The sequence below is a fragment of the Micromonospora sp. NPDC049257 genome, from assembly GCF_040678915.1.
Classification (GTDB): domain Bacteria; phylum Actinomycetota; class Actinomycetes; order Mycobacteriales; family Micromonosporaceae; genus Micromonospora; species Micromonospora antibiotica.
Map to the genome: position 1 here is coordinate 35,173 of NZ_JBFAQU010000025.1, position 22,829 is coordinate 58,001.

Sequence of the window (22,829 nt, forward strand, 5' to 3'; positions counted from 1 at the left end):
GGCACGGCCACGACGGGCCATCGTACAGGCGACGGTCGGCCGGTCCGGTGACCCGGTGCACGGCGGTCCCCGTCCACCAGCGGGCGGTGCGGTCGACGGGGTGCGACGGTCGAAAGAGGGTGCGCGTGACGGTCATCGATCTGGGTGAACTCCGCGACGCCGGGTCACCGCCGCCCGGTCCCGTGCCCCGGCCCGTCGGCCGACCGCTGCGGCTGGCTGTGGTGCTGGTGTTCGCCCTGCTGGCGTTGGCCGCCGCCACACCGGTGGCGAAGCGGGCGACGTTCGTGGTGCCCGCCCCGCTCGGCGCGGTGGCGCTGCTGCACGACGGGGACGTCTTCCTGCTCGAGCCGGGTGACGTCTCGATCGCTTCCGGCCGGTTGAGCGCGTGGCGCATCCCCGACTCCCCGAGGGCGCGGCCGGTGCGGCGCTGGCAGGTGCCGGTGCCGGTGGTCAGCGGTTCCGCCGAGCTGCGCTGGCACGCCGACCTGGTGCTGGTCACCGGCTCCTCCGGCCGACCGGACGGGGCGTACCGGACGTTCGCCCACGCGCGGGACACCGGTCGGGTGCGGTGGCAGCGGTCCGGGGAGGGCCTGGCCGCCGGCCCCGACCTGCTCTTCGAAGACGGTGGGGACGGCCCACCGACGGTTCACTCGGTCGACCCGGTGACGGGAAAGGACCGCTGGTCGGCGTCGATGCTGTCGGCGGTCACCCTGTACCGCAACCGGGCCGACGGCGTGGACCGGATCGTGACGGTACGCCCCGACGGCCCGGCCGAGGTCTGGGACGCCCGCCGTGGGGTACGCCTGCACACCGCACCGCTGGTGGCCTCGCCGTCGGGCACCTACGGGGTCGTCGGCGATCTGCTGCTCGCCGTCGAGCCGAACGCCGACCGGCTGACCGGGTACGACGTCGACGGGCTGACGCGCCGGTGGGACGTACCGTGGCGGGTCCCGTCGTTCTTCGTCCCGTGCGGGTCGTTGATCTGCGCGCAGGGTGAGGCCGGTGGGGTGCGGGCGTTGGATCCGGCGACCGGCCGGACGGTGTGGCGCGACAACCGGTGGGAGCTGGCCGGCGCCGAACGCGGCGGCCGGATGCTGGCGAGCAGCCTGGGGCGGGGCGTCTGGCACCCCCTGGTGGTGCTGGACGTCGCCTCCGGGCAGGTCGCCGCCGAGCTGGACGTCTGGAACCTCGCCCCCTCGGACACGTCGGACGGGCCGGTGTTCGGGGTGCGTCCGGCCGGCGGGGACCGGATGCTGGTCGCCGAGTTGGATGTCGCCGCCGCGCGGGTCCACGCGCGCGACGTGCTGCCCGCCGTGTCCGGTGACTGCCGGGCCGACGCTCAGCTCCTGCTGTGCCGGCTGATGGACGGCAGGTACGGGGTGTGGCGGGTGTCCCGGTGACGGTGATCGATCTGGGTGAGGTCGGTCACCACGATGAGCCGACGCCGCCGCCGGCACGCCGGCCCCGGGCGCGGCGGTCGGCCGGCCACCCGGTGTTCGTCGCCCTGACCGTCCTGCTCCTGCTGCTCACCATGGCCGGCGCGGCACCCGGGCCGCCCCGGTTGATCCCGGTGCCCCTGCCGGACGTGCCGGAGCCCAGTCACCTGATCGTCGGGGACCTGCTGGTGCTCGCCTACCCGTCGGCGCTGTCACCGGCCGGCAGCCGGCAGCTCACCGCGATCGACCTGACCGACGGGCGGGTGCGCTGGGAGACGTCGCTGTCGCCCCGGCACCAGCTGGTGGTGCTGGAGGGGGTCGACGACGACGTGGTGGTCACCACCGATCCCGGCGGCGAACCCGTCTCCATGGTGCTCGACCACGTCGACGGGCGGACCCGGTGGCGGCAGCCCGGGGCGGCGGTGGTGACCGGCGACGGCGGGTTGCTGCTGGAGGATCTCCACGTCGACCGGGTGGCGGTGCGCGGCGTCGACCCGGCGACCGGCGCGGTCCGCTGGACGGCCACGGCCGGACCGGCCACCGTCGGGTACCGGACGGGCCCCCGGGGCATCGAGGACCTCGTCCTGGTCACCAGCGCCGGTCAGGCCGAGGTGTACGACGTCGGCACCGGCGCGCGTCGGTCCACCTTCCCGGTGCCGCCCGCCCGGGGCGACCACCACCACCTGGCCCAGCCGGTCGGTGGCCTGCTGCTCGTCAGCGAGGACCCGGGCCGGGTCGCCGCGTACGACCTGGGGTCCGGTCGGCGTCGCTGGGACACGACGGATCCGGTCCCCGGCGGCGGGAGCGCCTACGCCTGCGGCGATGCCGTCTGTCTCGGTGGCTCCTCCACCGCCCGGGTGCTCGATCCGGTGACCGGCCGGGAGCGCTGGTCCAGCGACCGGTGGGCCCCGGTCGAGGCGGTCGGCAACCGGATGCTCGGCGTCAGTTTCGGCGACGGGCCGCAGCGGCTGGCCCTGCTCGACTCGGCGACCGGCCGACTGGAGGCCGAGCTGGGCGAATGGAGGACGGTCTACCAGCGGCCGTTCACCGCGCCGATCCTCGCCCTCCGACCGGCGGCGGGCGGCCGGCAGTTGCTGGCCGAACTGGACCCCACCGACGGCACCGCCCGGGTACGCGACGTGCTGTCCGGGCGGTGGGACGTCTGCTGGCACAGTCAGGGTGTGTTGGTCTGCTGGCGGCAGAGCAACAGTCTCGGGGTGTGGCGGATGCCGGCTGACCGTGCCGGGTGACCTGCCTGCGGCGGTCGTTTGGCCGGCGGCGCTAGGTTGTCGGACAGGTCGGCGAGGAGGTCGGGATGCGGGTGCTGGTGGTCGAGGACGAACGGAACCTCGCCGACGCGATCGTGCGTGGGCTACGCAAGCGGGGGATGGCGGTCGACGTGGCGTACGACGGGGACGCCGGCCACGAGGCCGCCTTCGTCACCCGGTACGACGTGGTGGTCCTCGACCGGGACCTGCCCGGGATGCACGGCGACCAGATCTGCGCCGAGCTGGCCGCCTCCGGCACCCTCACCCGGGTGCTGATGCTGACCGCCAGCGACAGCGTGGCCGACCGGGTGGCGGGGTTGGGGCTCGGCGCGGACGACTACCTGCCCAAGCCGTTCGCCTTCGACGAGTTGGTGGCCCGGGTGCAGGCGCTGGCCCGTCGGGCCACCCCGGCCGCCCCCCCGGTGCTCCAGGTGGGCGACGTGGTGCTCGACCCGGCCCGCCGGGTGGTGACCCGGGCGGGTGCCCCGGTCGACCTGACGAACAAGGAGTTCGGTGTGCTCAGCGAGCTGGTCAAGGCGCGCGGCGCGGTGGTCTCCAGCGAGGAGCTGCTGGAACGGGTCTGGGACGCGAACACCGACCCGTTCACCACCATCGTCCGGGTCACCGTGCGGACCCTGCGCAAGAAGCTCGGCGACCCCCCGTTGATCGAGACGGTGGTCGGTGCCGGCTACCGGACGGTCAGCCCGTGAGCGCGAGGAGTGAGTGGGGTGTGCGAGCCCCGCAGTCGCGAGCTGAGGTCGTTTCGGTGAGCGCGAGGAGTGAGTGGGGTGTGCGAGCCCCGCAGTCGCGAGCTGAGGTCGCTTCGGTGAGCGCGAGGAGCGGGCGGGTCGTGCGGGTCGGGGTGGGTTCGTGACCCGGCGGTTGCGGCCCACCCTGCGGCTGCGGCTGACGCTGCTCAACGGGGTACTGCTGGTCGGGGCCGGGGCGATCCTGGTGACGCTGGCCTGGCTGCTGGTGCGCGACGCGCTGCGGCCCACCGACGAGCTGCGGCCGGGCACCACCGTGCTGCTGGCCGACGGGCGGTCGCTGGACGCGGCGGTGTGGCAGCGGCAACTGGTCGACGCCGCCTCCGACGAGTTGCTGGTCAAGGGCCTGCTGGCGCTGCTGGCGATCAGCGTGGTCGGGGTGGCCGGGGCGTACTGGGTGGCTGGCCGGACACTGCGCCCGCTGCACCAGGTCACCGCGACCGCGCGTCGGCTCGGCGAGACCACGCTCGACCAGCGGATCGGCTGGTCGGGGCCGGACGACGAGGTGGCGGAGCTGGCCCGGACGTTCGACGCGATGCTGGACCGGATCACCGCCGCCTTCGAGGCGCAGAAACGGTTCGTCGCCAACGCCTCGCACGAGCTACGGACCCCGCTGGCGGTGATGCGTACCGAAATCGACGTGACCCTCAGCGACGACGAGGCGGACGCCGCCGAGTACCGCCGGATGGCCACCGTGGTCCGGGACGCCTCGGAACGCGCCAACGGTCTGGTGGACGCGTTGCTGGTGCTGGCCCGCAGCGAGGCTCAGACCGGCCGCCGGTTGGCCCGGCGGACGGAGTGTGACCTGGCGACCGGGACCGCCAACGCGTTGTCGGCGATGTCCCGGGAGGTGGAGCGGATCGGGCTGCGGGTGCAGTCCTCGCTGCGGCCGGCCCCGGTGACCGGCGACCCGGGCCTGCTGGACCGGCTGGCCGGGAACCTGATCGAGAACGCGGTGCGTTACAACCACCTGCACGGTCGACTCTGGGTGCGTACCGGCACCGACGGGCGCTCCTCGTGGCTGGTGGTGCGCAACACCGGCTTCGAGGTGGACCAGGCCGACGTGCCGGGGCTGTTCGAACCCTTCCGTCGGGGTGGGCGGGAACGGACCGGGGCCCGGGGGTCCGGGCTGGGCCTGTCCATCGTCCGGGCGGTCTGCGACGCCCACGGGGGGACCGTCCAGGTCACCGCACAGAAGGGCGGCGGGCTGGAGGTGACCGTCACGTTGCCGTCGGTCGACCAGGTGCCGACCGGCTCCGGTCGGGTCGAGCCGCACCGGTAGCACCCGGTCCACCGGGCGGATCAAACGGATTGCCGGCCGGCCGGGCCGCCTGCGAGGATCATGCGGTCGGCCCGAGCCGGAGAGAGGGGGTGCGGTTGATGTCCACCATGACCTGTCCCGCGCCCCACCCCGCCCACCGCTGACATCGCACGTCGCGGGGCGCGTACCACTGCTTCGGAGGCAGACCCGTGAGCGCACGAATCCACAACCTGAGCATCGACTGTCATGACACCTACGCCCTGTCCGGCTTCTGGGCGCAGGTCTTCGAGTGCCCCCGCCAGCCCGACGACCTCCCCGGCGACCCGGAGGCGATGCTCCTGCCCGAGGGTGGGCCGGAGGTGCTCTTCCTGGCCGTGCCGGAGGGTAAGTCGGTGAAGAACCGCCTGCACCTCGACCTGGAGCCGGTCGACCGGACCCGGGACGAGGAGGTCGAGCGGCTGCTGGCTGTCGGCGCCGTCCATGTCGACGACAAGCGTCGGCCGGACGGCACGGGCTGGGTGGTGCTGGCCGATCCGGAGGGCAACGAGTTCTGCGTCCTGCGCAGCGCCGCCGAGCGGGCCGCCACCGCCGGCTGACGTTCGCGTCCCGTCGTCGACGGCGACAGGCCCCGCCCACCCTGAGGTGGACGGGGCCTGTCGGGCCGACCGGTGGGTCAGCCCTTCTTCTCGATCTGCCCGCGCATCGTGACGAACTCGGACTTCAGGTCGGCGGCCGACTTGTAGTACTGCACGATCAGACCGACGCTGCCCCGGTCGGCCCAGATGCAGACGCCCAGCGGGACACCCTCGCTCTTGCCGTCGCCGCACTTGGCGTCGCCGCCGAGCGGGCCGGCGTCGACAGCCGCCATGTTGGTGACGTTCAGCTGGGTGGCGATGCCGGTGACGGCGTCGTTCAGCTCCTTCTTCGGGTCGGCCATCACGCCGGACGCGGCGGCGATCATCAGCAGGTCCCGCTTGGCCGGGTCACCGTAGAAGGCACCTGCGGTGCTCGTCTCGTTTTGCACGGACTTCTTCATCTCGGTGACCAGCCCGTCGGCGACCGCCTTCAGCGCCGGCTCGGTGACCTGCGGCCGGCCGGCCAGGGTGGCCGGGGCGGTGACCGTCGTGTTGACGGCGTCCACGGCCTCCTTGACGTCGTCCTTGAGGGCGAAGGCGGCGATGGCGGCACCACCGAGGCAGAGCACCAGCAGTACGGCCAGCACGATCAGGACGATCTTGACAGGGGACCGCTTCTTGGCCGGTGGCGCGGGCGGCCCGGCGTACGGCGGCGTGCCGACGGTGTCCGGCTGCGGCGGTGGCGGGTAGCCGCCCTGGGGCGTACCGCCGTCCGGCTGGGAGGCGTGCGGACCGGTCGGGGGCTGGGACATGAGGTGGACTCCAGAACGTCGTGGGTAAGGCCGGATGATCTTAGCCAGAGGGTCGGACAACCCTGGCCCCGCTCCACCGGCCCGTTCCGACCCGGCCCGTCGGGCGGTCGGCGGTTTCGGGACAGGTCGATGCGGGCGGAGGGGTACGGTCGCCGGGCGGCACGCGGGGTGGACCCGGGCGCGCGGAGTCACCGGTCCCACGTGGGACCGGTGACCGTGACCGTCGTCGCGCGGATCAGTCCCGCTTCTCGATCTGCCCCCGGATGGAGACGAACTCGGACTTCGCCTTGCTCGCCGAGGAGAAGTACATGACGATCATGCCGACGCTGCCGTGGTCGGCCCAGACGCAGACGCCGAGCGCGATGCCGGACGCCTTGCCGTCCCCGCACTTCGCGACCCCACCCAGCGGACCCGGTTCGATGGTCGACATCTTGGTGACCGCAAGCGAGCTGCCCAGGCCCTTGACCGCGTCGTCCAGCTCCTGCTCGGGGAGGATGACCGGGCCCGACGCGCCGGCCATCATCACCATGTTCCTGCTGGCCGCGCTGCCGTAGAACGCGCTCACCGCCCCGGTCTCGTTGCGGACCTCGGACTTCATGTCGCGGACCATCTGGTCGGCGATCCGGCGCAGCTCCGGGTCGGTGCTCTTGGACCGGCCACCGAGGGTCGTCGGGGTCACCAGCCGGATCGGGCCCGGGTCGTCGGCGCTCTCGGTGGGGGTCGGCTCGGGAGTCGGGCTGTCGGTCTCGACGGGGGTGGGGCTCGGGGTGGGCGACGTGACCGCGGTGGGCGTCGGCGACGGGGTCGGCGTCTTCGGGTCGTCGTCGCTGAGGGCGACCCAGGTGAGACCGCCGCCGCCGAGGCAGAGCACCAGTAGGCCGGCGAGCCCGAGCGTGAGCAGCAGCGGCAGCTTCGACCGCTGCGGCGCGGGTCCGTGCGGCAACCCCGGCGGAGCGCTGTACGGCGCACCGCCGAAGCCGGCGTACTGCGGCGCGGCGGGCTCCGGGTAGCCGCCGGGCCGGGGCGCACCCGGGTACCCCGGCTGCGGGCCGGGGTAGCCGGGCTGCGGGGTGCCCTGGTAACCGGGCTGCGGGGCCGCCGGGTAGCCGGACTGCGGCGCACCGGGATAGCCGGCGGGCGGGCCGGACTGCGGCGCACCGGGATAGCCGGCGGGCGGGCCGGACTGCGGCATGCCGGGGTAGCCGGCGGGCGGGCCGGACTGCGGGGTGGCGGGGTAGCCGGACGAGGGGGTGCCGGGCGGGCCGGACTGTGGGGGCGTGGGGTAGCCGCCCTGCGCCGGGTCGGGCTGCGACCAGCCGCCGTACTGCGGACCGGGATAGGAGTCGGCCGGGGGAGCTGACTGCGGGTCGGGCCAGCCGCCGGACTGCGGGGTCGCTGCTCCCGGGTACGGCGTGGTGGGCCAGCCGCCACCCGGTGGCGGGGTGTGCGGACCCTCGGGCGGGGCGGGCGGGCCGTCGGACGCAGGCGGGTAGTGACCGGTGGGCGAGCCGTGCTCCGGCTGTCCGGACCAGGGATCGACCGGCGGTGTGGTCATCAGATCAGCTCCAGGCGAGGGTGAGAACGCGTGATCGTAGCCAGACGGAGCCCGGCCCCGCAGCCCCCCGAGTCTGACGAGGGTACGCAAATGACGATCGCGGTGGCCACGATAGCCCGGGGGGAGGACATCGTCGGCCACCGCGATCGCGGGGGAGCGGGGATGGTTCAGGCGCGCAGGCTGGCGACTCCGCGCGGCAGGAAACGCTGCCCGGTGACCCGCTCGGAGGTGCCGGTCCGGTCCAGGTACGGGGTGACCCCGCCCAGGTGGAACGGCCAGCCCGCACCGAGGATCATGCACAGGTCGATGTCCTGCGCCTCGGCGACGACACCCTCGTCGAGCATCAGCCGGATCTCCTGCGCCAGCGCGTCGAGCGCGTTCTGCCGGACCTGCTCGCCGCTGAGCGGCTGGTCGCCGACGACGAGCAGCTTGGCCACCTCGTCGTTGATCCGGTCCTCGACGACGATCGGCTGACCCGACTCGGCGATCCGGCGGAGGTTCTCGCTGACGTCGAACCGGTCCGGGTACGCCGCGTGCAGGGTGCCGCCCACGTGGTACGCCACGGCCGGCCCGACCAGCTGGAGCAGGGCGAGCGGACGCATGGGCAGCCCCAGCGGGTCCAGGGCGCTGTCCGCCACGTCGAGCGGGGTGCCCGCGTCGACGGCGGCGAACACGGTGCCCAGGAAACGGGTGAGCAGCCGGTTGACCACGAACGCCGGGGCGTCGGAGACCAGCACCGACGACTTCTTCAACTGCTTGCCCACGGCGAAGGCGGTGGCCAGGGTGGCGTCGTCGGTCCGTTCACCCCGGACGATCTCCAGCAGCGGCAGCACCGCGACCGGGTTGAAGAAGTGGAAGCCGACCACCCGCTGCGGGTGCTCCAGCTCGGCCGCCATCGCGGTGATCGACAGCGACGAGGTGTTGGTGGCGAGCACCGCCTCCGGCGAGACGATCTTCTCCAGCTCGGCCCAGACCTGCTTCTTGACGTCCAGGTCCTCGAAGACGGCCTCGATGACGAAGTCGGCGTCGGCGAAGACGGACTTGTCGACCGAGCCGGAGACCAGGCCGTACAGCTTGGCGGCGGTGCCCTTGTCCATCCGGCCCTTGCTGACGGCCTTCTCGATCTGGGTGTGTACGTAGCCGACGCCCTTGTCGACCCGCGACTGGTCCAGGTCGGTCAGCACGACCGGCACCTGGAGGCGGCGGGCGAACAGCAGCGCGAGCTGGCTGGCCATCAGGCCGGCGCCGACGATGCCGACCTTGGTGACCGGCCGGGCAAGGGCCTTGTCCGGTGCGCCGGCCGGCCGCTTGGCCCGCCGCTGCACCAGGTCGAAGGCGTACAGACCGCTGCGCAGTTCCTCGGAGAAGATCAGGTCGGCCAGTGCCTCGTCCTCGGCGGCGGTGCCGGTGGCGAAGTCGGCGTCCTTGGCCGTCTCCAGCAGGTCCAGCGCCTTGTACGCGGCCGGGACCGCGCCGTGCAACCGCTGGTCGAGGGTTTGCCGGGCGAAGTACAGCACACCCGCCCACATGTCCTTGTCGACCTCGGGTCGGGTGACGGTGACCGCGCCCCGGACCACCCCGGCGGCCCATTCCAGCGACCGTTCGAGGAAGTCGGCCGGCTCCAGCAGCACGTCCGCGATGCCCATCTCGGCGGCCTGCTTCGGCTTGAGCATCTTGTTCTGCATCAGCGGGTTCTGCAGGATCACCTGGGTGGCGGCGGGGATGCCGATCAGGTTGGGTAGCAGTTGGGTGCCGCCCCAACCGGGGATCAGGCCGAGGGAGACCTCGGGCAGGGCCAACGCCGCCGCGCCGCCGGACAGCGTCCGGTAGTGGCAGTGCAGGGCCAGTTCCAGGCCGCCGCCCATCGCCGCGCCGTTGACGAAGGCGAAGGTCGGCACCGCGCTGTCCTTGAGCCGGGCGAAGACCCGGTGGCCGAGCCGGCCGATCTCCAGCGCCTGCTCCCGGTCCGCCAAGGCCGGCAGGCTGGTGATGTCCGCGCCGACGCAGAAGATGTACGGCTTGCCGGTGACCGCGATGAACGCCGGGTCGGCGGCCAGCGCGGCGCTGATCGCCTCGTCGAGGCTGGCCAGTCCGGCCGGGCCGAAGGTGTTCGGCTTGGTGTGGTCGAGACCGTTGTCCAGGGTGATCAGGGCGGCCGGCCGGTCCAGCCCCGGCACGGTCACCTGACGCAGCAGCGCCCGGGTGACGACCTCGTTCGGTGCGACCAACGCGCTCACTTGACGCCCTCCGTCCGCGACTGCGGGACTCGCAAACCCGGCTCGTTCCTCGCGCTCACTTGACGCCCTCCCAGTTCGGGTTCTCCCAGATGACCGTGCCGCCCATGCCGATGCCGATGCACATCGCGGTGACGCCGTAGCGAACCTCGGGGTGCTCGGCGAACTGCCGGGCGAGCTGCGTCATCAGCCGTACGCCGGAGGAGGCGAGCGGGTGGCCGATGGCGATCGCGCCGCCCCATGGGTTGACCCGGGGGTCGTCGTCGGCGATGCCGAAGTGGTCGAGGAAGGCGAGCACCTGCACGGCGAACGCCTCGTTCAGTTCGAACAGGCCGATGTCGTCGATGGTCAGGCCGGCGATGCGCAGCGCCTTCTCGGTCGACGGGATCGGGCCGACGCCCATCACCTCGGGCTCGACGCCGACGTAGCCGTACGACACCAGCCGCATGGCGACCGGCAGGCCCAGCTCACGGGCGGTGGCCTCGTCGGCGAGCAGGCTGGCGGTGGCGCCGTCGTTGAGGCCGGCCGCGTTGCCGGCGGTGACCTTGCCGTGCGGGCGGAACGGGGTCTTCAGGGTGGCCAGTTTCGCAAGCGAGGTCTCCCGGGGCGCCTCGTCGGCGGTGGCCAGGCCCCAGCCGCCGTCGGCGTCGCGGATCGCGACCGGCACCAGGTCGTCCTGGAGCTTGCCGTCGGCGTACGCCTTGGCGGTCTTGAGCTGCGAGGCGAGCGCGAACGTGTCGGTGCGCTCCTTGGTGATGTGCGGGACCCGGTCGTGCAGGTTCTCGGCGGTGGCCCCCATCACCAGGGCGGACGGGTCGACCAGCTTCTCGGCGATGATCCGCGGGTTGGGGTCGACGCCCTCGCCCATCGGGTGCCGGCCCATGTGCTCGACGCCACCGGCGATGGCGATGTCGTAGGCGCCCATCGCGATGCCACCGGCTACGGCGGTCACGGCGGTCATCGCGCCGGCGCACATCCGGTCGACGGAGAAGCCGGGGACGGTCTTGGGTAGGCCGGACAGCAGGGCGGCGGTGCGGCCGATGGTGAGGCCCTGGTCACCGATCTGGGTGGTGGCGGCGACGGCCACCTCCTCGACCCGCTCCGGGGGCAGCTGCGGGTTGCGGCGCAGCAGTTCGCGGATGCAGCGGATCACCAGGTCGTCGGCGCGGGTGTTGGCGTACATGCCACCCGCCTTGCCGAACGGGGTGCGGACACCGTCGACAAAGACGACATCCCGAACTTCTCGGGGCACTTGGAGCCTCCTCTTCGACCACGATCCGGCGTCGTGCCGCCGGACGGCGGCACGCGCCGAACGAGGGTCGGCCGGCACTGGCGTTTGCCCCGAATGCTACTAGCCAGTAACCATGGGCGTCACCACCCCGGGTGTGGCCCACCCCACACCCCGACCGGTCGGTCAGGGGGTGGGCAGGAGGGCCTCGGCGAGCGCGGGGAGCAGGAGGTCGAGCTGCCACTGCCGGGCACCGTAACCACGCAGGGTCTCCGTGACGGTGTCCACCGTGATCTCGCCGGGCGGCTGCCAGGCCAGCCGGCGGACCGAGTCGGGGGTGATCAGGTTCTCCGGCGGGAGCCGGTGCTCACCGGCGACCCGTACCACCAGCTCCCGGCACCGGGCCAGCCGGCCGGCGGCCACCGGGTCCCGCTCCGCCCACCGGTGCGGCGGGGGTGGCCCCTCCACCGTCGGGGTGACCGGCAGCGCGTCCTCCGCCAGCTGACGGGCCTCGTCGAGGGCGACCAGCCAGGTGCGGGCCAGCCGGCGTACCGACCGGCCCCCGAAGCCGGGCAGGGTCAGCAGGGTCTTCTCGTCCTTCGGGTCCAGCTCGGCGGCGGCGATGATCGCCGAGTCGGGCAGCACCCGACCGGGCGCGGCGTCGCGTCGGACGGCGATCTGGTCCCGGGCGTACCACAGGGCCCGGACCCGGGCCTGCGCCCGCGACCCGCGCACCCGGTGGATGCCGGAGGTCCGCCGCCACGGCTCCGCCCGCACCCGGGGCGGCCGGGTGGCCCAGGTGATCAGCGCGGCGAACTCCTCCGCCGCCCACGGCGACTTGCCCTGCGCGTGCAGCTCGGCGTCCAGCGCGTCGCGCAGGTCGACGAGCATCTCGACGTCCAGCGCGGCGTACGTCAGCCACGACTCGGGCAGCGGCCGGGTGGACCAGTCCGCCGCCGAGTGGTGCTTCTCCAGCGTGTAGCCGAGCAGCTGCTCGGTCAGCGCGGCCAGGCCGACCCGTTCGAAACCGGCCAGCCGGGCGGCCAGTTCGGTGTCGAACAGCCGGCGCGGACGCAACCCCACCTCGGCCAGGCAGGCGAGGTCCTGGCTGGCGGCGTGCAGCACCCACTCGGTGTCACCGATGGCCTCGTCGAGGGTGGACAGGTCGGGCAGCGGCAGCGGGTCGATCAGCGTGGTGCCGGCACCCTCGCGGCGCAGCTGCACCAGGTAGGCCCGCTGGCTGTAGCGGTAGCCGGAGGCGCGTTCGGCGTCCAGGGCCACCGGGCCGGTGCCCGCCGCGAAGCGGGCCACGACCTCGTCCAGCTCAGCCGGGGTCGCCACCGGTTGGGGGGTGCCGTCGCGGGGTGCGGTCAGCGGAACGGGCCCGCCGGTGGGCTGCTCGGTGCCCGGGTCCGCCGGCTCCGCGACGGCCGGGGGCGGAACGTCTGCCGTGCGGCTTTCGGCGGCCCGACGGCGCAGGGGTGGTTCGTCGGTCACCTGACAACCCTAGTGCGCCCGGCGATGTGGTGTGCGCAGCCGGTCCGGTGTGTGTCGTCCCGGTGTCCGGCAGAGGTCCGGACGGTACGGACACCGACCTCGCGCCGGGGACGTTCCCGGCCGCCCGGGACGTCCCTGTCGTGTCCAGGACATCTACTTGCGGCTCGGGCGTGTCGCGCGGTCCTACGGTCAGGCCGCGCCGGCCGGCCGGCGCTCGGAGAGCGCGGTGACCCCGGGCGGCGGCAACCCCGCGGTGGAGGCGAGCAGGGCGCACCAGGCCGACAGATGCGCGGCGAGGTCCTCACCCAGCGGCGTCCAGGACGCCCGGATCTCGACGTCCCCGGCGGCGGGCGGGCCGGCCAGCTCGCCGAACCGGGTCGAGACGGTCTGGGTGACCGTGCCGCCGGCCGCCCGGTGCCGCGCCTCGTGCGCCTCCAGGGCGTCGGTGAGCCAGGTCCAGCCCACCCCCGGCAGCAGCGGATCGGCCGCCAGGTCCACCTCCAGCTCGGCGGTCACGTAGGTGACCAGCCGCAGGGTGCCCTGCCAGGCGTCGTGCCCGGCCGGGTCGTGCAGCAGGATCAACCGGCCGTCGGCCACCTCGTCGTCGTCGCGCAGCACGGTGGCGGAGAGGGCGAACGCGTACGGCGCGAGCCGCTGCGGCGCACCGACCTCCTCCAGGACGATCTCCGCCCGGGGCGTGACCGACCGCAGGCCGGCGACCGCGCGGGCGAACGTCTCCGGGAGCGCGATCGGGGGGGCCATGACCGGAGCTTATGCCGACGCGCCGCCGCCCGCTGGGACGGCACGCCGAAGCAGCCACCGACGGCGGTGTCCCGTCGCCGACCGGGGCGTCCGGGGGTCAGCCGGCACCGTCGGCCGGGGGCGGGCCGGGCCCCGGATCACCGCCGCCGGGCCCGACCGGGGGCGCGGGTCACAAAAGGCGGCGCTGCCCGCCGCGTCCCCACGGGTGCGTGGCACGATTGCCCCGATGACCACCGACACCACGGGCACCGCCGCCCGAGACGGAGAATCCCGCCGCAGCGGGCCGGCCGACTCGCCCTTCGTCCGGGCCTGCCGCCGGGAGCCCGTCGGGCACACCCCGGTCTGGTTCATGCGCCAGGCCGGCCGGTCCCTGCCGGAATACCGGAAGATCCGGGCCAACGTGGGGATGCTCGACTCCTGCCGCCGGCCGGACCTGGTCGCCGAGATCACCCTCCAGCCGGTCCGCCGGCACGGCGTCGACGCGGCCATCCTGTTCAGCGACATCGTCGTCCCGGTCGCCGCGGCCGGCGTGGACCTGGACATCGTCGCCGGCACCGGGCCGGTGGTGGCCGAGCCGGTCCGCACCGCCGCCGACGTCGAGCGGGTCCGCCGCATCGACCGGGCCGACGTGTCCTACGTGGACGAAGCCGTCCGGCTGCTCGTCGCCGAGCTGGGCGACACCCCGCTGATCGGCTTCGCGGGCGCCCCGTTCACCCTGGCCAGCTACCTGGTCGAGGGCGGGCCGTCGCGTACCCACGCCAAAACCAAGGCGATGATGTACGGCCAGCCCGAGCTGTGGCACGCGCTCTGCGCCCGGCTCGCCGAGGTCACCCTGGCGTTCCTGCGGGTGCAGGTCGACGCCGGGGTCTCCGCCGTGCAGCTCTTCGACTCCTGGGCCGGCGCGCTGTCGGAGGCCGACTACCGCCGCTTCGTCCTGCCGCACTCCACCACCGTGCTGTCCGGCCTGGCCGACGCGGGGGTCCCCCGGATCCACTTCGGGGTGGGCACCGCCGAACTGCTCGGCGCGATGGGGGAGGCCGGGGCCGACGTGGTCGGCGTCGACTGGCGTACCCCGCTGGACGTGGCGACCCACCGGATCGGTCCGGAGCGCGCCGTGCAGGGCAACCTCGACCCGACCGTGCTGTTCGCCCCCTGGCCGGTGATCGAGGCCGAGGTGCGGCGGATCGTCGAGCAGGGCCGGGCTGCCCCCGGCCACGTGTTCAACCTCGGTCACGGCGTGTTGCCGGAGACCGACCCCGAGGTGCTGACCCGGGTGGTCGCGCTGGTGCACGAGGTGTCCGCGCGCCGGGCCGAGCAGGGCTGACCCGTGGGCGCGCGACCGTGGCGGGTGGCGGTGGTCGGTGGCGGCATCACCGGCCTGGCCGCCGCGCTGCGGCTGCGCGACCGCGCCCCCGCCGACACCGAGATCACCGTGTACGAGCAGTCCGGCGCGCTCGGTGGCAAGCTGCGCACCGGTGAGCTGGCCGGCCGCCCGGTGGAGTTCGGCGCGGAGTCGTTCCTGATGCGGGACCCGGCCGGGGGCGAGTCCGCAGCGGTGGCCCTGGCCCGCCGGCTCGGCCTGGCCGGGCGGATCGTGCACCCCACCGTCGGGCAGGCGGCGCTCGTCGTCGACGGCGGGCTGCGCCCGATCCCGGGCGGCACGCTGGTCGGCGTACCCGGGGATCTGGCGGCGGTGGTGGCGGTCGCCGAGCCCACGGCGGACGCCGACCGCGACGGCGGCCGGCCGCTGCTCGACGCGGACCAGGACGTCTCGGTCGGCGCGCTGGTCCGGGCCCGGTTCGGTGCGCAGGTGGTGCAGCGGCTGGTCGACCCGATGCTCGGCGGCGTCTACGCCGGCCGGGCCGACGACCTGTCCCTGGTCACCACCATGCCGGCGCTGGCCCGCGCGGCGCGGGTGGAACACACCCTGGTCGGGGCGGTCCGGGCCGCGCAGGCCGCCGCGCCCCGCGCGCCCGGTGCGCCGGTCTTCGGCACCCTGGACGGCGGGCTGAGCACCCTGGTCGAGGCGGCGGCCACGGCCAGCGGGGCGACGATCCGCCGGCACGCTGCGGTCCGTGAGCTGACCCCGGTCGGCGACGGCTGGCGGCTCACCGTCGGCCCGACTCGCGACCCGGAACTGGTCGAGGCGGACGCGGTGCTGCTCACCGTCCCGGCCCGGCCGGCCGCCCGGCTGCTCGCCGGGTTCGCCGAGGCGCAGGCGGCGACCGTCGGCGGGCTGAACTACGCCAGCGTCGCGCTGGTCACCCTGGCCCTGCCCCGGCCGGCGCTGCCCCCGCTCTCCGGCTTCCTGGTGCCGGCCACCGAAGGGCTGTTGATCAAGGCGTCGACGTTCTTCACCACCAAGTGGGGGCACCTGGCCGCGCCGGACGGGTTGGCCCTGGTCCGCGCCTCCGTCGGCCGGTACGGCGAGGAGACCTCCCTCCAGCTCACCGACGACGACCTGCTCGCCACCGTGCACCGGGAGCTGACCCGGGTGCTCGGGGTGGCGTTGCCCGCGCCGGTCGCCGGTCACGTGCAGCGCTGGGGTGGCGCGCTGCCCCAGTACCCGCCCGGCCACACCGGGCGGGTGGCCGCCGTCCGGGCGGCGCTGCGCGCGACGCACCCCACCCTGGCGGTGGCCGGGGCGGGTTTCGACGGGGTCGGCATCCCGGTCTGCGTGCGCTCCGGCGAGGACGCGGCCGGGGAGATCATCGAAGCACTGGAAGGATCGGGGCCATGACCGAGCAGACGACCGAGCAGACCAACGCGGCCCGACTCAAGGAACTCAACGCCACCGTCCGTTACACCATGTGGTCGGTCTACCGGGCCACCGGCACGCTGCCGGCGCTGCGGGAGAACGTCACCGGTGAGGTGGAGTCCCTCTTCGAGGAGCTGGCCGGCAAGGACGTGGTGGTCCGGGGCATGTACGACGTGGCCGGGCTGCGCGCCGACGCGGACGTGATGATCTGGTGGCACTCGTCGTCCAGCGACGCCCTCCAGGACGCCTACCTGCGGTTGCGTCGGACCACCCTGGGGCGGGCGTTGACCCCGGTGTGGTCGCAGTTGGCGCTGCACCGGCCGGCGGAGTTCAACAAGAGCCACATCCCGGCGTTCCTCGCCGACGAGGCGCCCCGCCCCTACCTGTGCGTCTACCCGTTCGTCCGGTCCTACGAGTGGTACCTGCTGCCGGACGCCGAGCGGCGGGAGTTGCTGGCCGAGCACGGCAAGATGGCGCGCGGCTACCCGGACGTACGGGCCAACACGGTGGCGTCGTTCGCCCTCGGTGACTACGAGTGGATGCTCGCCTTCGAGGCCGACGAGCTGCACCGGATCGTCGACCTGATGCGCGACCTGCGGGCCTCCGGGGCCCGTCGGCACGTCCGCGAGGAGGTCCCGTTCTACACCGGCCGCCGTCGCTCCGTCGCCGACATCGTCAACTGCCTGGTCTGACACCTGCCCTGCCCTGCCCGGTCGGTCGGGTCGCGGTGCCCCGGCGGTCATGATCGTGCCCGATCATGGAAATAGTGGCCTCCCGCCGCGGGAGGCCACTATTTCCTTGTTGTTGCGTGTGCTGTGCTGTGCCGACCGGTCAGACGGTCGCGGTGCAGACCGGGGTGGGGCTGGCGCCGCTGCCGGAGGCGAGGAAGCCGAAGGTGGTCTTCCCCCCGGCGGCCAACGCGCCGTTGTAGTTGACGTTGCGGGCCGTCACCGTCGAACCGCTGCTGGCCAACGTGGCGTTCCACGCCTGGCTGACCTGCTGGCCCCCGGAGTACGTCCAGTTCACCGTCCAACCCTTGATCGCCGAGGACCCGGCGGTCACGTCCACCTCACCCTGGAACCCGCCGTTCCAGGTGGAGGTCACCCGGTAGGTGGCGGTGCAGCCACCGGTCGCCGGCGGCGGGGTGGTCGGCGGGGCCGTGGTGGGCGGCGGCGTGGTCGGCGGGGCCGTGGTGGGCGGCGGGGTGGTCGGCGGCGCGGTGGTGGGCGGCGGGGTGGTCGGGTTGTTGCCGCCACCGAAGTCGACGTCACTGCACAGGTAGTACGACTGGTCCAGGTGGCTGGCCTGCCACACGGTGTAGACGATGTGCCGGCCGGTACGGCCGGCCGCGTTCACCGGGATCTGGATCGACACGCCACCGGTGTCCTTGTCCCACTGGGAGGCCGGCGTGTTGCCGATCTGCCCGGCCAGCTCCAGGTTGCTCCAGCCCAGTGGCGTGGTCAACGCGTTGAAGCCCTGCTTGGTCACGTAGACCCGGATGTAGTCGGCCCCGTGGCTGGCCTGGTCGAAGAACTTCAGCCGGAAGCTGTTCGCGACCGACGTGGTCTTCCAGGCGCCGACGGTGTCCAGGGCGTTGTAGCGGCCGTTCTGGGTGCGTCCGCCGCTGCACAGCTGGCCGTTCGGGATGGCACCCTGGTGGTTGCCGGCGACACCCTCCCGGAACAGGCCGTTCCAGTTCCACATGGCCTGCGGGTCGGCCTGCCAGGCCTGCCAGCACATCGGGTCCTCGGTGGCCATTCTCGGGTTCTGGAACTCGGCGCCCCAGCGCTCCCAGCAGCTGTAGGCGCGGAACCCGGGGTTCACCACCGCGCCGTGCGCGGAAGCCGAGTTGGCCAGGGCGGTGGTGAGCAACAGCGCGATGATCGCGCCGATGGTGAGCAGCGACCCCGCGAGCGCGGTGGGTCGTCTGCGTAGGACGGTGGACATGGAGCCTCCGAGGTGAAGGGGTCGGTCGAACGACGCCCGGACGGCCGGGAGTTGCCCCTCCCATGCCTGCTGTGCGGCTCCCACGACGGCTCTATCCCGCAGGCTTGCACAGGAAAGCGGAATCCGTCAATGTTTCGGACGGCTCGACCAGGCGGCACCCCGGGTGGGCCGGTCAGCTCTCCCGCCGCATCGGCAGGTGCGGGATGCCGTCCTCGACGTACTGCGCTCCGGTCACCGTGAAGCCGTGCCCGGCGTAGAACCCCGCCAGGTGGGCCTGCGCCTCCAGCACGCACGGCCGGTCACCGACCAGCCGCAGGGCCTCGGTCATCAGCCGGCCGGCGAGCCCGCCGCCCCGGGCCGCCGGGTCCACCACCACCCGACCGATCCGCGTCACGTCACCCGGGTCGACCAGCATCCGCAGATACGCCAGGGCGACGCCGTCGTGGGCCAGCCAGAGGTGCCGGGTGCCGGGTTCGACGTCGCGACCGTCCAGCTCCGGGTACGGGCAGCGCTGCTCCACCACGAACACGTCGATGCGCAGCCGCAGCAGGTCGTGGAAGGTGCGCGCGTCCAACTCGGCGAACGTGGCGACGTGGACGTCGACGGTCTGAGGGGCCATCCCGCGATGCTAGGCGACCCCGCCCGCCGGCCCGGCACGCCCCGTGACGTCGGGGCCGGGTCAGGCCGGGCGGGCACCGACCGCGTCGCGGATCTCGGCGCCCAGGGCCTCCACCGCGCGGGCGCAGTGCGCGCAGCAGAAGAACCGGCCGCCGACCTCCACGCCGTGCCCGATGATCTTCACCTGGCAGTGCTCGCAGATCGGCGCGAGCTTGTGTGCCGCGCACTCGAAGCTGTCGAAGGTGTGCACGTCACCGCTGACCGTACGCACCTCGAACGCCATCCAGTAGTCGTTGCCGCAGACCTCGCAGGTAGCCATCTGTCGTACCCCCCGAATCGGACATCTGCCCCAAGCGTGCCTCGCGGGAACGCCTAAAGGAGGCAAATGCCCTGAATTCGGTCGGGTTGGACGGCGTGTCGGGGTCAGCTCTGCGTCGGCTCCAGCCGGATCGAGACCGAGTTCACGCAGTGCCGGGTGTCCTTCGGGGTGAAACCCTCGCCGTGGAAGACGTGCCCCAGGTGGCTGTCGCAGCGGGCACAGCGGATCTCGGTGCGGACCATGCCGAGGCTGCGGTCCTGGATCTCCTTGACCCGGCCCGGGATGGCGTCGTCGAAGCTCGGCCAGCCGCAGTGCGAATCGAACTTGGTGTCACTGGAGAACAACTCCAGCCCGCAGGCCCGGCAGTGGTAGACGCCTGCGGTCTTGGTGTCGACGTACTCGCCCGTGAAGGGGCGCTCGGTGCCGGCCTCGCGCAACACCCGGAACTCCTCCGGGGTCAACCGGACCCGCCACTCGTCCTCGGTGCGGGGCAGCTCTTTCTCGTCAGGACTCACCGGTCAACCGTACGTCGGATGTCGGGGGCATCGCATATGGTCGCGCCATGGCGGGCAGCGCGAAGGCGACCGAGGTCGAGGTGGCCGGGCACACCGTCCGGCTGAGCAGTCCGGATCGGGTGATCTTCCCGGGGCGTGGGTTCACCAAGGCCGACGTCTTCCACTACTACGTCGCGGTGGGCGACGGCATCATGCGCGCCCTGCGGGACCGGCCGACCACCCTGCAACGCTTCCCCGACGGGGTCGAGGGGGAGGCGTTCTACTCCAAGCGGGTGCCCACCCGGGGGGTGCCGCCGTGGGTGCAGACCGTCGGGATCACCTTTCCCAGCGGGCGCGGGGCCGACGAGTTGCGCCCCACCGACCTCGCCCACGTCGCCTGGGCCGCGCAGATGGGCACCGTGGTGTTCCACCCCTGGCCGGTCCGGGCCGCCGCCGTCGACCACCCCGACGAGCTGCGGGTGGATCTCGACCCGCAGCCCGGCACCGACTTCGCCGACGCGGCCACTGCCGCCGCCGAGCTGCGCGGCATTCTCGGCGAGTTGGGCATCACCGGCTGGCCGAAGACCTCCGGCGGTCGAGGGCTGCACGTCTACCTGCGCATCGCCCCGCGTTGGACGTTCACCGAGGTCCGCCGGGCCACCATCGCGCTGGCCCGGGAGCTGGAACGGCGTCGTCCCGACCTCGTCACCACCGCCTGGTGGAAGGAGGAGCGCGGGCACCGGGTCTTCGTCGACTACAACCAGATGGCCCGGGACCGCACCATCGCCTGCGCGTACTCGCTGCGGGCCAACGCGCGGGCCACCGTCTCGACCCCGGTCACCTGGGACGAGTTGCCCGACGTCGACCCGGACGACTTCGACCTGAAAACGGTGCCGGTCCGGTTGGCCGAGCGGGGCGACCCGCACGCGGGCATCGACGACGACCCGGTCGACATCACGCCCCTGCTCGACTGGGCCGAGCGGGACGCCGGGCACGGACTGGGCGACCTGCCCTACCCGCCCGACCATCCGAAGATGCCGGGCGAACCGAAACGGGTGCAGCCGAGCCGGGCGAAGCGCCCGGCCGACGACACCGCCGAGTCAAAGCCGCCGACCCCCGCCGACGGAAATCGGAATGCCGGCGGCGACGGTGGGTACGGGCTGTCCGCCGGTAATCCGAAATCAGTTGCGCAGCATGCCACTCCCACGCGTGAAAATGGCATTCCTCCGCACTCTTTCCGGTACTGATGATTGCGCTCGGCTGGTCGTCGCGCCTACGGTCGAATATGAAAGGTAGGATGCGCGGAAGTCGGCTGCACTCGTGTGACCAGGGATTATGCCCTCGCTGTGGAGTGTCCGGTCGGCTGCTGCCCGGCGGCGACAGTCGATTCGCCGGTCAGCGGCTCCGATTCATCCGACCGGACGCGGGCACCGGACAGGGGAATCACCATGGCGGCCACGACGAGAAGAACGCAGCGGATCGGTGGGACGCCGCACCGGCATTCCGTGATCCTGGAATACCTCAAGATCTTGCCGGCCGTGCTCACCGGGGTGGCGGCGGTCCTCGTCGCCCTCACCGGACTACTGACCCTGCTCGTCAGATAGTTTCCGGCAGGCGGTCGGCCGGGCGGTCCGTAGCCGGTTCCGGTTCCGGGGTCGCGGCCCCGGGTCGACGCCCGTCGCCCGACCGGGACGTGTTCGCGGCCCGGGTGGACGGTCGGGCCGTCCAGGCGAGGAAACGGTCGAACAGTTCCGCCGGGGACGGGGCCGGGTGCGGATTGAGTCGCACCAGATCGGCGGTGGCCTCGAACAACTGGCTGGCCATGTAGATCGACAGTGCCACCCGGTCCCGCCGGTACTCCCTGGTCAGGAGCAGGCGGGCGGGTTGGCACGGCCAGGGTGCGGCGCACGTGCGGCACCGCCACAGCGGGCGCATCGGCGGATGCCCGCCCACGGGCCGCCGCTGCCGATCATGAACAGGCGAAACGTTCGACTCGGTCACGCTACTATCGTGGCCCTGTCCGTTGTCTCCGTCAATAGCCTCCGTAGTTGTCGGCGTCGAGATCGGTGGGTGCTGTCATTGTCAACCCGTGGACCTCGTCGGCGTGTCGGAGATCAGGACGATGCTCGGGAACGTCTCCCGGCAGCGCGCGTCCGTGATCGCCAACCAGAGGAACTTCCCGGAACCCGTGGCGGTGCTGGCGATGGGCAAGGTGTGGCGGAAGGTCGACGTCGAGGCGTGGATCCGCGAGCACCGGCCGGAGCTGACCAAGGACTGACTAGGCTCGGGCCGATGACCAGCCACATCCGCCGGGCCACCGCCCTCGACCTGCCCCGCGCCGCACGTACGCTCGCCGTCGCCTTCCACGACTACCCGTGGACGCGATGGTCGATCCCGGCCGACGACCACCCGCGTCGACTCGAAGAGCTACAGGCCCTCTACCTGGGCCACGCCCTCGCGCACGGCCTGGTCCTCGTCACTGACGACGCTCAGGCGGTCGCCGCGTTCCTGCCGGGCGACGCGCCCGCGCCGGGGGAGGGCCTCCAGGCGCGGATCGCGGAGCTGCACGGTGACCGGCTGGCGGCGCTCATGGCCGTCGAGCTGCCGGCGCGGCCACCCGGCGCGTGGGAATTCGCGACGTTGGGCGTCCACCCGGAGCGGCGCGGCATCGGTCTCGGCTCCGCCGTCGCCGCCGCGGGGGTGACCCTCATCGACGAGTCCGGCGACCCGAACGGCATCGCGCTGGAAACCTCCGACGAGCGCAACGTCCGCCGCTACGAACGCCTCGGCTTCACGGTCACGGCGCGCACCACGATCGAGGGCGGCCCCCTGGTCTGCTCCATGTACCGACCGGCCCGGCGGACGCCGGTCCAGGGCTGACCCTGGCCGGGTCGGGAGGCGTCCCGGCCGGCCCAGTCGGCTCAGCGTCCGGCGGCGATCGCCTCGACCGCCTCCTTGGCGGTGCGCAGGTCCGTCCCGGTCGCCTCCCGGTAAGCCTTGATCGCCTTGATCTTCTCGCCCCGGGCCAGGTGCTCCCGCACCCCGGGCAGAGCCGGGCCCCGGTCCACGATGCCCAGATGCTCCATGATCAGCCGCTGGCGACGCTCGATCTCCACCAGCCGAAACGAGCCGTCGCCCCGGCCGTCCCGGCGGGGGAGCTGCAACAGCAGCGCCAGCACGAGGGCGGTGCTCGACAGGATGAGGGCGATTTCCATGCCGCCGATCCCACCAGATCGACGCCGAACGGCCAACCCCGGCCCGGCCGCACGGTGACCGGAGTAACGATCAAGTAACGGGT

Annotated in this window: 23 protein-coding genes and 1 pseudogene; 12 read left to right on the forward strand and 12 right to left on the reverse strand. The window is 73.2% G+C overall.

The window, feature by feature from the left end; genetic code table 11:
* Positions 1-125 precede the first annotated feature (125 nt).
* From AB0K25_RS26310 to AB0K25_RS26330, 5 genes are all read left to right on the forward strand, one after another.
* Positions 126-1,400 carry a hypothetical protein gene (locus AB0K25_RS26310; RefSeq protein WP_363823261.1) on the forward strand — a complete coding sequence of 425 codons (1,275 nt, stop codon included), beginning with the start codon at positions 126-128 and terminating at the stop codon, positions 1,398-1,400.
* On the forward strand, positions 1,397-2,686 hold the full coding sequence (locus AB0K25_RS26315) for a PQQ-binding-like beta-propeller repeat protein (protein ID WP_219468697.1): 1,290 nt from the start codon (positions 1,397-1,399) through the stop codon (positions 2,684-2,686). The genes AB0K25_RS26310 and AB0K25_RS26315 overlap by 4 nt, the downstream gene beginning before the upstream one ends.
* A gap of 65 nt (positions 2,687-2,751) precedes the next feature.
* On the forward strand, positions 2,752-3,414 hold the full coding sequence (locus AB0K25_RS26320) for a response regulator transcription factor (RefSeq protein ID WP_208569525.1): 663 nt from the start codon (positions 2,752-2,754) through the stop codon (positions 3,412-3,414).
* Positions 3,415-3,574: 160 nt separating this feature from the next.
* Entirely contained in the window at positions 3,575-4,753 is a 1,179-nt protein-coding gene (locus tag AB0K25_RS26325; protein WP_208569524.1) for a HAMP domain-containing sensor histidine kinase, read from the forward strand.
* Between the two features lie 188 nt (positions 4,754-4,941).
* Positions 4,942-5,328 (forward strand): VOC family protein, encoded by a 387-nt coding sequence (locus tag AB0K25_RS26330; protein ID WP_219468699.1) that lies wholly within the window; start codon positions 4,942-4,944, stop codon positions 5,326-5,328.
* Between the two features lie 77 nt (positions 5,329-5,405).
* Here AB0K25_RS26330 and AB0K25_RS26335 read toward each other — a convergent pair whose 3' ends face one another.
* The 6 genes from AB0K25_RS26335 to AB0K25_RS26360 form a co-directional block, all read right to left on the reverse strand.
* Positions 5,406-6,119 (reverse strand): hypothetical protein, encoded by a 714-nt coding sequence (locus AB0K25_RS26335; RefSeq protein ID WP_219468702.1) that lies wholly within the window; start codon positions 6,117-6,119, stop codon positions 5,406-5,408.
* 235 nt (positions 6,120-6,354) lie between these two features.
* Positions 6,355-7,674 carry a hypothetical protein gene (locus AB0K25_RS26340; protein ID WP_363823265.1) on the reverse strand — a complete coding sequence of 440 codons (1,320 nt, stop codon included), beginning with the start codon at positions 7,672-7,674 and terminating at the stop codon, positions 6,355-6,357.
* Positions 7,675-7,841: 167 nt separating this feature from the next.
* Positions 7,842-9,911, reverse strand: coding sequence for a 3-hydroxyacyl-CoA dehydrogenase NAD-binding domain-containing protein (locus tag AB0K25_RS26345; protein WP_363823267.1), 2,070 nt, complete (start codon positions 9,909-9,911; stop codon positions 7,842-7,844).
* 55 nt (positions 9,912-9,966) lie between these two features.
* Positions 9,967-11,160, reverse strand: a complete 1,194-nt coding sequence (locus AB0K25_RS26350; protein ID WP_363823270.1) for an acetyl-CoA C-acyltransferase — start codon at positions 11,158-11,160, stop codon at positions 9,967-9,969.
* 162 nt (positions 11,161-11,322) lie between these two features.
* Positions 11,323-12,633 carry a ribonuclease D gene (locus AB0K25_RS26355; RefSeq protein ID WP_219468713.1) on the reverse strand — a complete coding sequence of 437 codons (1,311 nt, stop codon included), beginning with the start codon at positions 12,631-12,633 and terminating at the stop codon, positions 11,323-11,325.
* A gap of 189 nt (positions 12,634-12,822) precedes the next feature.
* Positions 12,823-13,395, reverse strand: a complete 573-nt coding sequence (locus tag AB0K25_RS26360; protein WP_208569517.1) for a DUF3000 domain-containing protein — start codon at positions 13,393-13,395, stop codon at positions 12,823-12,825.
* 226 nt (positions 13,396-13,621) lie between these two features.
* On the opposite strand from AB0K25_RS26360, the gene hemE reads away from it, so the two are divergent.
* From hemE to hemQ, 3 genes are read left to right on the forward strand one after another with little or no spacing between them, the layout of a single operon-like run.
* Positions 13,622-14,719 (forward strand): uroporphyrinogen decarboxylase, encoded by a 1,098-nt coding sequence (gene hemE / locus AB0K25_RS26365; RefSeq protein ID WP_219468717.1) that lies wholly within the window; start codon positions 13,622-13,624, stop codon positions 14,717-14,719.
* A gap of 3 nt (positions 14,720-14,722) precedes the next feature.
* Positions 14,723-16,135, forward strand: a complete 1,413-nt coding sequence (gene hemG, locus AB0K25_RS26370; protein WP_363823274.1) for a protoporphyrinogen oxidase — start codon at positions 14,723-14,725, stop codon at positions 16,133-16,135.
* Positions 16,132-16,845, forward strand: a complete 714-nt coding sequence (gene hemQ, locus AB0K25_RS26375) for a hydrogen peroxide-dependent heme synthase (protein ID WP_208569514.1) — start codon at positions 16,132-16,134, stop codon at positions 16,843-16,845. Before hemG ends, hemQ begins: the two co-directional genes overlap by 4 nt.
* Positions 16,846-16,984: 139 nt before the next feature.
* Here hemQ and AB0K25_RS26380 read toward each other — a convergent pair whose 3' ends face one another.
* The 4 genes from AB0K25_RS26380 to msrB all read right to left on the reverse strand — a co-directional run bounded on the left by AB0K25_RS26380 (position 16,985) and on the right by msrB (position 19,552).
* A complete protein-coding gene (locus AB0K25_RS26380; protein ID WP_219468724.1) occupies positions 16,985-18,100 on the reverse strand; it encodes a lytic polysaccharide monooxygenase in 1,116 nt (371 codons plus the stop codon).
* Between the two features lie 172 nt (positions 18,101-18,272).
* Positions 18,273-18,719 (reverse strand): GNAT family N-acetyltransferase, encoded by a 447-nt coding sequence (locus tag AB0K25_RS26385; RefSeq protein ID WP_219468727.1) that lies wholly within the window; start codon positions 18,717-18,719, stop codon positions 18,273-18,275.
* A 60-nt stretch (positions 18,720-18,779) separates the two neighbouring features.
* The gene (locus AB0K25_RS26390; protein WP_088645482.1) at positions 18,780-19,037 is read right to left on the reverse strand and encodes a Prokaryotic metallothionein; all 258 of its coding nucleotides are present in this window, start codon (positions 19,035-19,037) and stop codon (positions 18,780-18,782) included.
* Between the two features lie 104 nt (positions 19,038-19,141).
* The gene (gene msrB, locus AB0K25_RS26395; RefSeq protein ID WP_219468733.1) at positions 19,142-19,552 is read right to left on the reverse strand and encodes a peptide-methionine (R)-S-oxide reductase MsrB; all 411 of its coding nucleotides are present in this window, start codon (positions 19,550-19,552) and stop codon (positions 19,142-19,144) included.
* 47 nt (positions 19,553-19,599) lie between these two features.
* On the opposite strand from msrB, the pseudogene ligD reads away from it, so the two are divergent.
* Both ligD and AB0K25_RS26405 read left to right on the forward strand, forming a co-directional pair.
* Positions 19,600-20,613: pseudogene (gene ligD, locus AB0K25_RS26400) on the forward strand (non-homologous end-joining DNA ligase); the annotation flags it as partial.
* Positions 20,614-20,979: 366 nt separating this feature from the next.
* A complete protein-coding gene (locus AB0K25_RS26405; RefSeq protein WP_219468737.1) occupies positions 20,980-21,135 on the forward strand; it encodes a hypothetical protein in 156 nt (51 codons plus the stop codon).
* Here the strand turns inward: AB0K25_RS26405 and AB0K25_RS26410 are convergent.
* On the reverse strand, positions 21,128-21,373 hold the full coding sequence (locus tag AB0K25_RS26410; protein WP_363823279.1) for a hypothetical protein: 246 nt from the start codon (positions 21,371-21,373) through the stop codon (positions 21,128-21,130). The genes AB0K25_RS26405 and AB0K25_RS26410 overlap by 8 nt on opposite strands.
* A 247-nt stretch (positions 21,374-21,620) precedes the next feature.
* On the opposite strand from AB0K25_RS26410, the gene AB0K25_RS26415 reads away from it, so the two are divergent.
* Positions 21,621-21,809, forward strand: coding sequence for a hypothetical protein (locus AB0K25_RS26415; protein WP_208569508.1), 189 nt, complete (start codon positions 21,621-21,623; stop codon positions 21,807-21,809).
* Between the two features lie 14 nt (positions 21,810-21,823).
* A complete protein-coding gene (locus AB0K25_RS26420; protein WP_363823282.1) occupies positions 21,824-22,411 on the forward strand; it encodes a GNAT family N-acetyltransferase in 588 nt (195 codons plus the stop codon).
* A 41-nt stretch (positions 22,412-22,452) separates the two neighbouring features.
* On the opposite strand, the gene AB0K25_RS26425 is transcribed toward AB0K25_RS26420, so the two are convergent.
* A complete protein-coding gene (locus tag AB0K25_RS26425; RefSeq protein ID WP_208569506.1) occupies positions 22,453-22,746 on the reverse strand; it encodes a hypothetical protein in 294 nt (97 codons plus the stop codon).
* Positions 22,747-22,829: the final 83 nt, after the last annotated feature.

What these genes read in the sequence shown, in the direction of transcription:
- AB0K25_RS26405 (WP_219468737.1), top strand. Translation starts at nt 20,980, where the DNA reads ATGGCGGCCACGACGAGAAGAACGCAGCGGATCGGTGGGACGCCGCAC.
- AB0K25_RS26390 (WP_088645482.1), bottom strand. Translation starts at nt 19,037, where the DNA reads ATGGCTACCTGCGAGGTCTGCGGCAACGACTACTGGATGGCGTTCGAG.
- AB0K25_RS26425 (WP_208569506.1), bottom strand. Translation starts at nt 22,746, where the DNA reads ATGGAAATCGCCCTCATCCTGTCGAGCACCGCCCTCGTGCTGGCGCTG.
- AB0K25_RS26335 (WP_219468702.1), bottom strand. Translation starts at nt 6,119, where the DNA reads ATGTCCCAGCCCCCGACCGGTCCGCACGCCTCCCAGCCGGACGGCGGT.
- hemE (WP_219468717.1), top strand. Translation starts at nt 13,622, where the DNA reads ATGACCACCGACACCACGGGCACCGCCGCCCGAGACGGAGAATCCCGC.
- AB0K25_RS26420 (WP_363823282.1), top strand. Translation starts at nt 21,824, where the DNA reads ATGACCAGCCACATCCGCCGGGCCACCGCCCTCGACCTGCCCCGCGCC.
- AB0K25_RS26360 (WP_208569517.1), bottom strand. Translation starts at nt 13,395, where the DNA reads ATGGCCCCCCCGATCGCGCTCCCGGAGACGTTCGCCCGCGCGGTCGCC.
- AB0K25_RS26320 (WP_208569525.1), top strand. Translation starts at nt 2,752, where the DNA reads ATGCGGGTGCTGGTGGTCGAGGACGAACGGAACCTCGCCGACGCGATC.
- AB0K25_RS26340 (WP_363823265.1), bottom strand. Translation starts at nt 7,674, where the DNA reads ATGACCACACCGCCGGTCGATCCCTGGTCCGGACAGCCGGAGCACGGC.
- AB0K25_RS26380 (WP_219468724.1), bottom strand. Translation starts at nt 18,100, where the DNA reads ATGTCCACCGTCCTACGCAGACGACCCACCGCGCTCGCGGGGTCGCTG.
- AB0K25_RS26385 (WP_219468727.1), bottom strand. Translation starts at nt 18,719, where the DNA reads ATGGCCCCTCAGACCGTCGACGTCCACGTCGCCACGTTCGCCGAGTTG.
- hemQ (WP_208569514.1), top strand. Translation starts at nt 16,132, where the DNA reads ATGACCGAGCAGACGACCGAGCAGACCAACGCGGCCCGACTCAAGGAA.